Genomic DNA, 13,975 nt, shown 5'->3' on the forward strand with positions numbered 1-13,975 from the left:
AGCCCGGCTGGCGCGGGCCGGCCGCCGCTACCGCACCCCGCTGCGGACGAAGCCCTGCACGAAGAACCGCTGGAACGCCAGGAACAACGCGACCATCGGCAGCACCGAGATGACGGCGAGCGCCATGATGCCGTTGTAGTCGGGGTTGGTCTGGCCCTTCAGGTAGAGGAGCCCGACGGGCAGCGTGTAGAGGTCAGGGTCCTTGAGGGCGATCAGCGGCCAGGCGAAGTCGTTCCAGCTGCCCAGGAGGGTGAGCAGCACGAGCACGGCGACCAGCGGACCGCTCAGCGGCAGGACGATGAGGGTGAACACCCTGATGGGGCCGGCACCGTCGAGGCGGGCGGCCTCCATCAGCTCCTGCGGGATGCCGAGCATGAACTGGCGCGCGAGGAACACCCCGAACGCCGTGGCTGCCGACGGGAGGATCACCGCCCAGTAGGTGCCGTAGATCTCGAGCCCGTTCACCAGCCGGAACTGGGCCACCATGATCGCCTGCACCGGGATCATCAGGGTCGCGAGGAACACGAGGAACACCGCCGTGCGGCCGACGAAGCGGAGCTGCGCGAAGGCGTACCCGGCGAGCAGGCTCACGACGACCGTCAGCACGGTGACGAAGACCCCGATGACGATCGAGTTGCCGAACCACGCGCCCACGGGGTACCGCTCGAGCACGCCCTCGAAGTTCTCGAGGGTCAGGGCACTGGGCAGGAGGCGCAGGCCGCGTCCGAAGACCTCGCCCCGCGGCGAGAAGGCCACGACGAGCATCCACACCAGCGGGAACGCGACGACGACGGACGCCACGACGGCGACGACGGTGCGGAGGGCGACGAAGCCGCCGCGGCGACGTGGTCGCCTGCGCGGGGCACGGACGCCGGCCACCCGGTCGGCGCCGCGGACGGTGCTGCGGGGTGCGCCGGCCGCGGGGGCGTCGGCGAGGGACTGGGGCGTGGTCACGATCGGGTCCTCGTCATTCGGTGAGGTCGCGGGTGCGGTTGGTGCGCCACTGCACGACGGTGAACGCCAGCGTGACGACGAGGATCACGACGCCGAGCGCGGCGCCGTAGCCCTGCTCGCGGATCTGGAAGCCGTTGCGGTAGGCGTAGGTGCCGAGCACCGACGTGGAGTAGCCGGGGCCGCCGCCCGTGAGCACGAAGACGAGGTCGAAGACCTGGAACGACGCGATCACGTTGAGCACCAGAAGGAAGAACGTCGACGGCCCGACGAGCGGCACGGTGATGGAGCGGAAGCGCTGCCAGGCACCGGCGCCGTCGAGCTCGGCGGCCTCGTGGAGCTCGGGCGAGACGGACTGGAGGCCCGCCAGGTAGATGATCATGTTGAGGCCGACGCGCAGCCAGATCATCGTGACGATGACCGAGACCATCGCGAACGCGCCGTCAGACTGCCACGGCACCGCCCCGAGCCCGAGGGCGCGCAGCACCTTGTTGACGAGGCCGTTCGCCTCGGTGAACAGGATGACGGCGATCATCGCGCTGGCGACGCCCGAGATGACCATCGGGAGCACGAGCATGGTGCGCCAGGTACGTCGCGCGGGCAGGACGCCGTCGAGCAGGACTGCGAGCCCCAGTCCCAGCGCCATCTCGACCGGCACGGTGACCACGGTGAAGAGCACCGTGTTGCCGAGCGTCTGCCAGAAGACGGGGTCGGCGACCATGCGGGCGTAGTTGGCGCCGCCCACCCACTCGGGGTCGCCGAAGCCGCGGGTCTCCTGGAACGACAGCTGCACGGCCCAGAGGATGGGCACGAGGAGGAACACCGACAACAGCACCAGGTTCGGCCCGATGAAGGCCCAGCCGACCAGGTTCTCCCGGAGGCGGGCGGCGCGTCGTCCGGGACGGCGCGCACCCGACAGCGCGGTCATCAGTCGGTGGCCTGGCCGACGGCCTCGTCGATGGCGCTCAGGGTGTCGTCGACCGACTGCCCCTGCGTGAACGCCGCCTCGAGCTGGTCCTGCATCGCGACGGTGATCTCGGCCAGGTACGGCGAGGTCAGCTGCTTGACGTCGCTCGGCTCGATCGTCGTGGCCTGGTCGACGAAGACCGGCATCACGTCGGGACGCACGGCGAAGTCGATGGACGAGGCGTCGATGTCGGTCCGGGTCGGCAGCTCGTTGGTCGCGGCGCAGAACTCGGTCATCGCGTCGGCGGAGGCCATGAAGTTCAGGAACTCGGTCGCGAGCTCGCCCTGGTCGGTGTCGGCCGTCGCGACGAGGGCGTTGCCGCCGAGGTCCGTGGCCCCGCGCTCGTCGACCGGCATCGGCACGGCCGTCCAGTCGAAGTCGGTGTCCGCGAGCTCGGGCACGAGGAACGACCCGACGAACGCCATGGCCGTCGTCTGCTCGCTGAACTCCGTGTCGGCGTACGACGTCGACTTCACGCTGCTGCTCGGCGCCACCCACCCCTGCTCGAAGAACGACTGGGTGAAGCCGAGCGCCTCTGCCGCCTCGGGAGAGTCGATCTCGCTCGTCGTCCCGTCGTCGGCGAGCAGGGCGCCGCCGGCCTGGAACAGCCAGCTGAGCCAGCGGGGCGTGCCGCCCTGCTGCCAGTTCACCCCGAACGGGTACTGGTCGGCGGGGAGGGTCGCACGGAGCTTCGTCGCGACCTCGCCGAACTCGTCCCACGTCCAGGCGTCCGCCTGGCTCGTCGGCAGGTCGGTGACGCCGGCCGCGGCGAGCAGCTCGGTGTTCACGAGCAGCGCCGAGACGTCGGTCTGGTGCGGGACCCCGTAGGGCGCTCCGTCGTACGAGACGGCCTCGAGCATCGCCGGCTGGAACTGGTCCTCGTCGTCGATCTGGCCCGTGAGGTCGAGCAGCTGGCCCTGGCTCGAGTAGACGCCGAGGTTGCCGTAGTCGACCCGGAAGACGTCGGGGGCGTCGCCCGTCGAGAGCTGCGCGTCGATGTTGGAGAACATCTGGTCGTAGGGCACGACGTTGAGGTCGACGGTGGCGCCGTCGTGCTCGCTCTCGAACTGGGCGACGAGCTTCTCGAAGCTGTCCTGCTCGGACTCGCTGGCCCAGGTCGTGAAGGTCAGTGCGCCGTCGGCGTCGTCGTCGCCGCCGCCCGTGAAGCCGCTGCAGCCCGAGAGGCCGGCGGCGAGGGCGAGGGTGGCCGCGGCGGCGGCGGTCGTGCGTCGGGTGGTGCGTCGGGTCGTCATGTGCGTTCTCCTGGCGTCGGTGCGGTGCTGATCCGTGCTGTGGTGATCGGTGCCGGCGTGGGGCGGGCCAGCCGTTCCTCGACCAGCGACACGAGTCCGCGGGGCCCGAGCAGGTCGTCGAGACCGGCTCGTACCCCGACGGGGTCGCCGTCGTGCTGCGGAGAGTGTGCTCCCTCCAGGGCCGAGAAGACCGCCGTGACGTCCTCGAGTGCGCGGACGCAGCCGAAGCGCGTGATGCGGTCGTCGTCGAGCCGCACGTCGTCGCCGTACCCCGCCCGGAAGGCGGCACGGTGCTCCGGCTCGACCGGCAGGCCGGGGAGCACGCCGAGCTCGACGAGCACGAGGTCGACCTCACGCGGCGCGACCGTGGCCTCGTCGAGGTCGATGAGCCAGGGGCGGCCGGCAGGGTCGACCACGACGTTGCCGAGGTGGGGGTCGCCGTGGCAGGACACGCGGGTGGTCGTGCTCCGCGCCTCCTTCAGGTGCAGGGCGGTGGTCTCCAGGCGACGCAGCCGGTCGCGGTGGGCGTGCCACAGCTCGGCCAGCTCGGGGTCGACCCCTGGCGCCTGGCTCGCGCCGACGAAGCGGGCGTCGAGGTCGCGGAGGCGCACGCGGGCCCGTCGGCCCGTCCGCTTGACGCCGGCGCGCAGCGGGGCGACGGCCGAGGGAGGCGGCTGGTCGTGCACCCGGCGCACGACGGCCCCCAGCTCGGTCCACTGGTCGAGGTCGAGACCGCGGCCCTCTTCTGCGGCGTCGTCGCCGAGTATCCAGGGCGAGACCGAGACGAGCAGGCCGTCGCGCTCGGCCCAGTGGTCGCCTGCCCGTGTGGGCAAGGGGGCGACGACGCCGGAGTCGGGACCGAGGGCGGCGGCGAGCGCGAGGCCGAACCGGCAGTCGCGCCGGGTCGCCTTCACGGCCCATTCGCCGCCCGAGCGGTCGCGGACCTGCCAGACGGCCGCGTCGGGGTCGAGCCCGCCCACGATCAGCAGCTCGTCGACGACGTCGAGCCCCCACGCGTCGAGGGAGGGCGGCGCCGAGGCAGGCGGCAGGGACGACGGCAGGGGCGACGGCTGTGACGGGAGCGTCGGGTGAACGGCTGACACCGGCTCATCATCGTCCGGACCGCCGACATCGGCCCGCGCCCGATGCAGGACACTCGGCCCTGGGCCACTCGGTCGGCACCGGGAAGGGACTTCGCTGCTTCGAGACTGCCCCGTGGCCCTGGAGTGTCGTGGGAGGGGAGGGGACTCGCTGCTGAGCCTGATCCGTCACGAGACGGATAAGCGTGCCCTCGGACCTCAGCGGCTCGCAGCCTGATCCGTCACGAGACGGAACACGACCAGGGCACCCCTGCCTGATCCGTCACGAGACGGAACACGGCCAGGGCACCCCTGCCTGATCCGTCACGAGACGGAACACGACCAGGGCACCCCTGCCTGATCCGTCACGAGACGGAACACGACCAGGGCACCCCTGCCTGATCCGTCACGAGACGGAACACGGCCAGGGCACCCCAGCCTGATCCGTCACGAGACGGAGCACGGACAGGGCCGCGTCAGTCGAGGTCGCTGCTGCCGTCGGCGTCGTCGCTCCAGTGGCTCCGGCCGACGCCGCGGGCACTGAGGTCGAGTCCGTTGCGTCCCCGCCTGGCGTCCCGTGGTGGCGGCACCGGATCGCCCGGCTCCCTCAGGACGACGTCGCCCGACCGGATCCGTCGAGCCATGACGGCAGGACCGGCGCCCAGCTCTCGGCATGACGTGCCCTCGTCCCAGGCACTCCGTAGCTCGTCGAGGCCGGCGCCGACGAGATCGAGCCAGTCGTCGCGCAGGTGGTACCAACGCCGGGGACCGTCCTGCTCGACGACGACGAAGCCCGATTCGAGGAGAACCCCGAGGTGCTGGGACACGCTCGACCACCCCACGGCGCGTCGCTCGTGCAGGATGCTCGCGAGGTCGCCCGACGTCTGCCGACCGATCGCGAGCACCGCCACCAGTTCTCGCCTCGTCACGTCGCCGAGGACCTCGAACGGGTGCATCGCCCGTGCTCCAGCCGAGCGGCGACGCGGGCGTCCACGACGCGCCGTGGACGACGCGTCGCGGCCGTCCTGCTCGTGGCCGGGCGGCCCGTCGTCGCGGCGAGGGGCCGCGTCGGCGTCGAGAGCAGGACGGTTCAGGTCGTCCATGTTCGCTCCGTCTCATGACGGATCAGCAGTCGCGGCACGACCGCCCGCGGCACGTTCGCTCCGTCTCGTGACGGAACAGCCAGAGCGCGTTCACACCCCCACTGCGCAGAGCCCACAGGACGCCGTGGCAGCGCGCCGACGGAGAGGACGCCCTGCCTCACTCTGCGGCGAACGGCGAGCCCGGCTGCCCGAGCGTGCCCTCGGCCACCCGTCGCGCGTGGCGGCGCCCGGCCTCGGACGCGCGGAACTCGTCGACGCCCCGCAGGCCTGACCGGCGGCCGTCGCGCGCGGCCCAGGCGGCCTCGAGCGCGTCGACGAGGTCCTGCTCCTGCTGCGCGTCGCCGGCGTCGCGCACCTCGGAGACCGCCTCCGCGAGCGCGTCGAGCAGCTCGCACGACCGCCGCTCGGCGACCGAGAGCACCGTCTCGGCCCCTGCCGCCGCACCCGGCGGCGGCTCGCTCGCCTCGACGAACCCTGACGCGACCAGCAGCGCGACACGCGACGCGACGAACGCGGGGCCGCCGGCCGAGGGCCCGAGCCGTCGCGACACCTCCGCCACGAGCTGCGAGGCCGCGCGGGTGCCGTGCTCGAGCACGTCGAGCACGCAGACGCAGAGCGGGTCGCTCATGACGGCGAGCGGGGAGGCCGCCCCGAGGGCGACGGCGGACGGGGAGGCGGCGAGGAGGCGGTTCGTGAGGGTCATGGGAGCGAGGCTGCCTGCCTCGCCGGCCCGCGCCTCCTCGGGTCGACCGCGACTGGGGACGAAGCCGTGGACGTGAGCCCACGGGGAGGGACCACTGCGGGGAGCGCTCCCCAGCCCGGGCGGCTTACGATGGAGGGCTCATGTCGCCCACCATCACCTATCCCCCCGAGCTGCCGGTCAGCCAGAGACGCGACGACATCGCCGCCGCGATCCGTGACCACCAGGTCGTCATCGTCGCGGGGTCGACCGGCTCGGGCAAGACGACGCAGCTGCCGAAGATCTGCCTCGAGCTCGGCCGCACGAGCATCGGGCACACGCAGCCGCGCCGCATCGCCGCGCGCACCATCAGCGAGCGCATCGCTGAGGAGCTCGGCGAGGAGGTCGGCGGGCTCGTCGGCTACCAGGTCCGGTTCACGGACAAGGTCGGCGCCGACACGCAGATCAAGCTGATGACCGACGGCATCCTGCTGAACGAGATCCACTTCGACCGCGAGCTGAAGCGCTACGACACGATCATCATCGACGAGGCCCACGAGCGCAGCCTCACCATCGACTTCCTGCTCGGGTACCTGAAGCAGCTGCTGCCCCGGCGCCCCGACCTCAAGCTGATCATCACGAGCGCGACGATCGACCCCGAGTCGTTCTCGCAGCACTTCGACGGTGCGCCCATCGTCGAGGTCTCAGGCCGCACCTACCCGGTCGAGATCCGGTACCGGCCGCTCGTCGCCGACGACAGCACGGCCGACGACGACCGCGACGTCGACGACCTGGACGGTCTCGATCTCGACGACGCCCCGGCCCCGGCTCGCCAGGCTGCGCGACGCGACGACTCACGCCGTGACGACGGACGCCGGCGTGGCGAGCCCGGCCGCCCCGGCGCCGCGGCCCGACGGGCGAAGGAGGCGCAGGCCGGCGACCCGAGGCAGCGCGCCGACGACAAGGACTACCTGCAGGGCATCAACGAGGCCCTCGACGAGCTGGCCGGGGAGAGCTCGGGCGACGTGCTCGTGTTCCTCAGCGGCGAGAACGAGATCCGCGACGCGGAGGACGCGATCCGGGCGCGGAACCTGCCGCAGACGGAGGTGCTGCCGCTCTACGGCCGCCTCAGCGCCGCCGACCAGCACCGCGTCTTCCAGCCGAGCTCGACCGCGGGCACCAGACGTCGCATCGTCCTCGCGACGAACGTCGCCGAGACCAGCCTCACCGTGCCGGGCATCAAGTACGTGATCGACGCCGGCACCGCGCGCATCAGCCGTTACTCGACGCGCGCCAAGGTGCAGCGCCTCCCGATCGAGGCGATCTCGCAGGCGAGCGCGAACCAGCGCTCGGGCCGGTCGGGCCGCACGAGCGACGGCATCGCGATCCGGCTCTACAGCGAGACCGACTTCGAGAAGCGCGACGAGTTCACCGAGCCCGAGATCCTCCGCACGAACCTCGCCGCCGTCATCCTCCAGATGATCTCGCTCGGCCTCGGCGACATCGCGGCGTTCCCGTTCCTCCAGCCGCCCGACAGTCGCGGCATCAAGGACGGCCTCGACCTGCTGCGCGAGCTCGGCGCCGTGACGCAGGGCGGCCAGATCACCCGCGTCGGCAAGCAGCTGACACGCCTGCCGATCGACCCGCGCCTCGCCCGCATGGCCGTCGAGTCGAAGGTGCACGGCACCACCCGCGAGGTGCTCGCGATCGTCGCGGCGCTGAGCATCCAGGATCCCCGCGAACGTCCGCTCGAGCGTCGTGCCCAGGCCGACGAGGCGCACGCCCGCTTCAAGGACCCGCAGGGCGACTTCATGACCCTGCTCAACCTCTGGAACCACCTGGAGGACAAGAAGGACGAGCTCACCGGCAACGCCTTCAAGCGCCTCTGCCGCGACGAGTTCCTCAACTACCTGCGCGTGCGCGAGTGGCAGGACGTCTACCGGCAGCTGCTGCGCGCGGCGAAGCCCCTCGGCCTGCACGTCGGCGAGCGCAGCACGAACCCCGACGGCGTGCACCGCAGCCTGCTCGCCGGCCTGCTCAGCCAGATCGGACTGCTCGACCCGCAGAAGAAGGACTACGTCGGCGCCCGGCAGACGCGGTTCCTCGTGTTCCCCGGCAGCTCGCTCGCGAAGAAGCAGCCCGCCGCGATCATGAGCGCCGAGCTCGTCGAGACGAGCCGCCTGTTCGCCCGCGTCAACGGCGCCATCGACCCTGCCTGGGCCGAGCCGCTCGCCCCCGACCTCGTGAAGCGCAGCTACGGCGAGCCGCACTGGGAGAAGAAGCAGGGCTCGGTCGTCGCCTACGAGCGCGTGACGCTCTACGGCGTCCCGATCGTGCCCAGGAGGCGCATCCAGTTCTCCCGGATCGACCCCGGCTACGCCCGTGAGCTCTTCATCCGGCACGCGCTCGTCGAGGGCGACTGGGAGAGCCGCCAGTCGTTCGAGAAGGCCAACCAGCAGCTGATCCGCGAGCTCACCGAGGTGGAGGAGCGCACCCGCCGTCGCGACATCCTCGTCGACGGCGACGCCGCGTTCGAGTTCTTCCAGCGTCGTGTGCCGGCCGAGGTCACGAGCACCCGCGACTTCGAGGGCTGGTGGCGCAGGGCGAAGCAGGAGACCCCCGACCTCCTCACCATGACCGCGGCCGACCTGCTCGGCGAGGACGAGCCCGACGTCGACGAGGCCGGGTTCCCGAGCACGTGGCGGCAGGGCGACCAGACGCTCACCCTGCGCTACAAGTTCGAGCCGGGTGCCGACGACGACGGCGTGACGGTGGTCGTGCCCCTGCCGCTCTTGGCGCGCCTCCGGCCGGCCGGGTTCGACTGGCAGGTGCCTGGACTCCGCGACGAGCTGGTCACCTCGCTGATCAAGTCGCTTCCGAAGCAGATCCGCAAGAACGTCGTCCCCGCCGCCGACTGGGCGTCGAAGATCACCGCCGAGCTGCCGGCCGAGCCCCCGCACGACGTCGCGGAGTCGTTCACCGCGACCCTCGCCTCCGTCATCAAGAAGCTGACGTACACGCCCGTCGACGCCGCCGACTTCGATCTCGAACGGGTGCCCGCGCACCTGCGCGTGACGTGGGCGGTCGTCGACGAGCGCGGTCGCACGGTGGGTGCGGGCAAGTCGCTCGACGAGCTGCAGCACCGGCTCAGCGACGACATGCGCGAGTCCGTCGCACGGGTCACCCAGGGCCAGGGCGCAGGGCAGGGCGCAGGAGGCGCGGGTCGCGGCCGGCGAGGACGCGGCGGCCCCGAGGGCGGTCGCCCCGACGCCGCGACCGCCGCCCCCGCGAACGCCATCGAGCGCGGCGGCCTCACCTCGTGGGACTTCGACGAGCTGCCGACCGTCGTCGACACGCGGCACGGCGACACCGTGATCCGGGCGTACCCGGCGCTGGTCGACGAGGGAGCCTCCGTCGCGATCCGCCTGATGGCGACGCCCGCCGACCAGGCCCGCGAGACGCCCAGGGGGGTGCGCCGCCTGCTCATGCTCGCCGTGCCGAGCCCCGTGGCCTACGTGCAGCAGCACCTCACGGCGCCCGAGAAGCTGATCCTCGCGACGAGCCCGTACCAGAACACCTCGGCGCTCTTCGCGGACTGCCTCGTCGCGGTCGTCGACGACGTGCTGCACCGGGTCAAGCCCGACGGGCAGCTGTACACGAAGAAGGAGTTCCTCACGGTGCGCGACCGGGTGTCGGGCGCCGTGATGGACCAGATGTTCCAGACGGTGTCGCTCGTGGCCCGCACCCTGACCGCCGCCCGCGACGCGGACAAGGCCATGAAGGCGGCGACGAACATGTCGCTGCTGACGGCCCTGACCGACATGCGGCAGCAGCGCGACCGGCTGGTGTACCCGGGCTTCGTCTCGGCGACCGGTCTGCAGCAGCTGCAGCGCGTGCCCGTGTACCTCGTCGGCATCACCCGCCGCACGGCGAAGCTGCTCGAGGCGCCGTCTCGCGACCGGGCGTGGCTGACCGAGGTGCAGCAGGCGACGGAGCGCTACGAGGCGGCGGGCGGGACGTTCCCGCCGGCCGAGGGGGCGCCTCCTGCGCTCGTGCGCGCCCGGTGGATGCTCGAGGAGTTCCGCATCAGCCTCTTCGCCCAGGACCTGCGGCCGAGCGAGAGCGTGTCGCTGCAGCGCATCGTCAAGGTGCTCGCCTCGGCGTAGCCGCCTGCCCGGCCCTCGCGCTGCGTGCGGCACCCCGTAGTGGACGATGAACCCCGGAACGACGGGGTGCATCGTCCACTTCGGGGTGCGCGGCAGCGACCGCCGCGGCCGGTGGCGTCCGACGTGCGACGCGGCACTAGCCTGGGCGGATGCGAGCGACGGTCAAGGACGTGGCCGCCCGGGCGGGCGTCTCGCCGAAGACGGTCTCGAACGTCGTCACGGGGGCGGTCAAGGTCAGCGCCGAGACGCGGGCCCGCGTCGAGGAGGCGGTGGCCGCGCTGTCCTACGTGCCCAACCTGAGTGCGCGCGGGCTCCGCAACGGTCGCACCGGCGCCATCGCGCTCGCGTTCCCCGACCTGACGACGCCGTACAGCGCCGAGATGTCGCACTGGTTCGTCGAGGTCGCGCACGAGCGCGGCTGGTCGGTGCAGCTGGAGCAGACGGGCATGCGGCCCGAACGCGAGCGCGAGCTGCTGCTGCGGGGCAAGGAGCACCTCGTCGACGGGCTCGTGCTCAACCCGGTGAGCCTCGACGAGAGCGCCATCGTCGGCGCGGAGTCGCTGCCGCCGGTCGTCGTGATCGGCGAGGTCGAGCAGAGCCTCGTCGACCAGGTCAGGGTCGACAGCGTCGCCGCCGCCCGCGACATGACCACCCACCTGATCGCGCTCGGGCACCGGCGCATCGCCGTGCTCGGCAGCTCGGGCGACGGCTTCGACAGCGCGACGGCCCGCGCGCGCACCCTCGGCTGGCAGCAGGCGCACGAGGCGGCAGGGCTGCCCGTCGACCCTGCGCTGCGGTGGTCGTGCCGGTCGTGGTCGCCTGAGGCGGGCGCCGCCGCCGTGCGCGAGCGGCTCGCCGCCGACGGCCCGCCGGACGCGCTCTTCTGCTTCACCGACTCGCTCGCGATCGGCGCCGTGCACGCCCTGTGGGCGGCGGGGCTGCGGGCCCCCGACGACGTGTCCGTCGCCGGGTTCGACGACATCGCCGACGGACGGTTCACGCTGCCGCCGCTCACGACGGTGCGGCTCGACAAGCGGCTCTTCGCCGAGCGCACGCTCGAGCTGCTGGCGGCGCGCATCGCCGACCGCGACCGCCCCCCGGAGCTCGCGATCATCCCGCACGAGATCGTGCGCCGAGAGAGCACGGCGGCGGTGCGCGCGAGCTGATGTCCGGACCGCCCGAGCTACGCCCCTGGACCAGCGCCACGCCCCTCGATCCAGGGGCGTAGCGCTGATCCGGGGGTGCAGCTCGTCAGGCCTCGACGGGGCTGGCCGTGCCGCTGACCGTGATGCCGCCGACCTCGGGCACGTCGACCGTGAGCAGGCTCGGACGTCCGACGTGCCTGCCCTGGCGCACAGTGAACCGTGCAGGAGGCGCGAGCAGGCCGACAGCGCGCAGGTACGCTCCGAGGGCGGCGGCGGCAGATCCCGTGGCAGGGTCCTCGGTGACGGCGCCGACGGGGAACAGGTTGCGCGCCTCGATCGCGGACGACCCGGTGCCGGCCCGTCGGGTCGAGCCGTCGGCGGCGAGGCCGAGATCGACGCCCTCGGTGCAGACGACCGTGACGGTGCCCGACCAGCCCTGCCGGTCCATCAGCTCGCGCACCGCGCCCGGGTCGAACCCGAACGCGTCGAACACCGCGAGCGACCGCAGGGCCACGACCGGGTGCCAGTTGCCGGCGAACGCCTCCGTCACCGGCCACCCCGGATCGACGTCGTCACGCACCAGCCCGAGCAGGCCGAGCAGCTCGTCGGCGACCGCGACGTCGAGCGGCCGCGTGCGCGGCTCGACGCTGGTGAAGGAGGCGCGCAGCACGCCCTCTCCCCCGGCCCCCGCCTCCTGCGTGGTCTCGATCACGACCGGACCGACGGCCGTCTCGAAGCGGAACGCCCCGCGGCCCCGCGCCTCGGCGAGTGCCACGGCGGTCGCGATCGTCGCGTGCCCGCAGAACGGCACCTCGGCGATCGGCGAGAAGTAGCGCGTCCGCACGACGCGGTCGTCACCCCCGACGGCTCCGTCGACGACGAAGGCGGTCTCCGCGTAGCCGACCTCGGCGGCGATCGCCTGCATCTGTCCCTCCTCGAGCGTCGACGCGTCGAGCACCGCCCCCGCGGGGTTGCCACCGCCCGGCCCGTCCGCGAACGCGGTCAGCCGCAGCACGTCGGTCGAGGAGGCGGTCGTCGGCACGCGGGGAACGGTCACCGCACCACTGTCCCGGTGGACGCCACCGTTGGCAAGGTCCACCCGGCAGCCGCCGGTCGCTCCGGGCCGATGCGCGACGACCTGCCTGCTACCTCTTGCGCTTCAATTACAACGATGGAATAGTGCGAGCAGTCACACGTCACGAAGGAGTGAACATGACCCTGCCCGACCACCCCGCCCGCAGGCGCAGCACCAGCAGCACCCAGGCCGGCCCACCCGGCACCGGCTCGGGCCTCAGCCGCCGCGGAGTCCTCGTCGGCGGCGCGGCCCTCCTCGGCACCGCGTTCGCGGCCACCGCGCTCTCAGGCTGTGCGACCGGCGCGACCACCGCCTCCGGCGCGACGGTCGAGCAGCTCAAGTTCTGGCACCTGCTGAGCGGAGGCGACGGCGTGAAGATGTCCGCCCTCGTCGACCAGGCCAACGAGCAGAATCCCGAGTTCCACGCGACGCAGACCGTGCTCGCCTGGGGCACGCCGTACTACACGAAGCTCGCCATGGCGTCGGCCGGCGGCCGCGCCCCCGACGTCGCGATCATGCACGCCTCACGCGTGCCCGGCTACGCGCCCGGCGGCCTGCTCGACCCCTGGGACATCGAGAAGCTCGCCTCGTACGGCCTCCGAGAGGAGGACTTCGCGCCCGCGGTCTGGAACGCCGGCTTCAGCGGCGACCAGCTGTTCTCGGTCGCGCTCGACTCGCACCCGTTCATCCTGCTGTACAACACCGACATCGCCGCCCAGGCCGGTGCCCTCGGCCCCGACGGCCAGCTGGTCGAGATCACGAGCCCGGAGCAGTTCCTCGAGGTCGCGAGCGCGATGCAGGCCGTCACCGGCAAGCACGGCGCCTCGTGGGGCTACCTCAACGACGGCGCCCAGCTCTGGCGCATGTTCTACACGTTCTACAAGCAGCAGGGCGCCGAGATGGTGCTGCGCGAGGGCGGGACCGTCGAGTACGACGAGGAGGCGGCCGTCACCGCCCTCGAGTTCATCCAGCAGATGACCGACGGCACCGTCATGGCGGAGGCGAGCGACATCCAGTCGGGCATCGCCGAGTTCGTCTCGGGCGAGAGCGGCATGCTCTTCACCGGCGTCTGGGAGGTGCCGAGCGCCGCGGCGTCGGGCATCCCGTACGACGCGAGCATGATCCCGACGCTCTTCGGCACGCCCGCCGTCTACGCCGACTCGCACGCGTTCGTCCTGCCGCGCCAGAGCACGGTCGACGACGCCAAGCGCGAGGACGTCTACAAGATGGTCTCGACCATCTTGAAGGACTCGATCTCGTGGGCCGAGGCCGGGCACATCCCCGCCTACGGCCCGGTGGTCGACAGCAGCGAGTACGCCGACCTGCTCCCGCAGGCGCACTACGCGGAGGCAGCCGAGTACCTCAACTACGACCCGCCCGCCTGGTTCACCGGCTCGGGGTCGGACTTCCAGACGTACTTCCTCGACAGCATCCAGTCGGTCGTCCTCGCCAAGGACGACGCGGCGACCGGCATGAAGCGGTTCGTCGACCGGGTCAACACGCAGCTCGGCCGCCCCGCCCCGGTGTGATCAGCACCACATGACCGGCACGACCCGC

General features: G+C 72.2%; 10 protein-coding genes. 3 read left to right on the top strand and 7 right to left on the bottom strand.

What is annotated here, in order from left to right:
* Positions 1 to 27: 27 nt before the first annotated feature.
* The 6 genes from JOE35_RS13060 to JOE35_RS15700 all read right to left on the bottom strand — a co-directional run bounded on the left by JOE35_RS13060 (position 28) and on the right by JOE35_RS15700 (position 6,056).
* Complete coding sequence (locus JOE35_RS13060) at positions 28 to 954, bottom strand: carbohydrate ABC transporter permease (protein WP_307803082.1); 927 nt, start codon at positions 952 to 954, stop codon at positions 28 to 30.
* A 13-nt stretch (positions 955 to 967) separates the two neighbouring features.
* Positions 968 to 1,879, bottom strand: coding sequence for a carbohydrate ABC transporter permease (locus tag JOE35_RS13065; RefSeq protein WP_209561427.1), 912 nt, complete (start codon positions 1,877 to 1,879; stop codon positions 968 to 970).
* Positions 1,879 to 3,171 carry a sugar ABC transporter substrate-binding protein gene (locus JOE35_RS13070; RefSeq protein ID WP_209561428.1) on the bottom strand — a complete coding sequence of 431 codons (1,293 nt, stop codon included), beginning with the start codon at positions 3,169 to 3,171 and terminating at the stop codon, positions 1,879 to 1,881. The genes JOE35_RS13065 and JOE35_RS13070 overlap by 1 nt, the downstream gene beginning before the upstream one ends.
* Complete coding sequence (locus tag JOE35_RS13075) at positions 3,168 to 4,274, bottom strand: phosphotransferase enzyme family protein (RefSeq protein ID WP_209561429.1); 1,107 nt, start codon at positions 4,272 to 4,274, stop codon at positions 3,168 to 3,170. Before JOE35_RS13075 ends, JOE35_RS13070 begins: the two co-directional genes overlap by 4 nt.
* Positions 4,275 to 4,726: 452 nt before the next feature.
* Entirely contained in the window at positions 4,727 to 5,353 is a 627-nt protein-coding gene (locus tag JOE35_RS13080) for a helix-turn-helix transcriptional regulator (RefSeq protein ID WP_209561430.1), read from the bottom strand.
* 157 nt (positions 5,354 to 5,510) lie between these two features.
* Positions 5,511 to 6,056, bottom strand: a complete 546-nt coding sequence (locus tag JOE35_RS15700) for a hypothetical protein (protein WP_245186112.1) — start codon at positions 6,054 to 6,056, stop codon at positions 5,511 to 5,513.
* Positions 6,057 to 6,196: 140 nt separating this feature from the next.
* Between JOE35_RS15700 and hrpA the strand changes: the two genes are divergently transcribed.
* Together hrpA and JOE35_RS13090 are read left to right on the top strand one after the other, a co-directional pair.
* Positions 6,197 to 10,198 (top strand): ATP-dependent RNA helicase HrpA, encoded by a 4,002-nt coding sequence (gene hrpA, locus JOE35_RS13085; RefSeq protein ID WP_245186113.1) that lies wholly within the window; start codon positions 6,197 to 6,199, stop codon positions 10,196 to 10,198.
* Positions 10,199 to 10,347: 149 nt separating this feature from the next.
* Complete coding sequence (locus tag JOE35_RS13090; RefSeq protein ID WP_209561431.1) at positions 10,348 to 11,364, top strand: LacI family DNA-binding transcriptional regulator; 1,017 nt, start codon at positions 10,348 to 10,350, stop codon at positions 11,362 to 11,364.
* 85 nt (positions 11,365 to 11,449) lie between these two features.
* On the opposite strand, the gene JOE35_RS13095 is transcribed toward JOE35_RS13090, so the two are convergent.
* Complete coding sequence (locus JOE35_RS13095) at positions 11,450 to 12,400, bottom strand: PhzF family phenazine biosynthesis protein (RefSeq protein WP_307803083.1); 951 nt, start codon at positions 12,398 to 12,400, stop codon at positions 11,450 to 11,452.
* A 155-nt stretch (positions 12,401 to 12,555) separates the two neighbouring features.
* On the opposite strand from JOE35_RS13095, the gene JOE35_RS13100 reads away from it, so the two are divergent.
* Positions 12,556 to 13,947: an extracellular solute-binding protein gene (locus JOE35_RS13100; RefSeq protein WP_209561432.1), complete on the top strand. Its 1,392-nt coding sequence runs from the start codon at positions 12,556 to 12,558 to the stop codon at positions 13,945 to 13,947.
* The last annotated feature ends 28 nt before the right edge of the window (positions 13,948 to 13,975 follow it).

Origin of the sequence: Frigoribacterium sp. PvP032 (assembly GCF_017833035.1) — a bacterium.
Classification (GTDB): Bacteria; Actinomycetota; Actinomycetes; order Actinomycetales; family Microbacteriaceae; genus Frigoribacterium.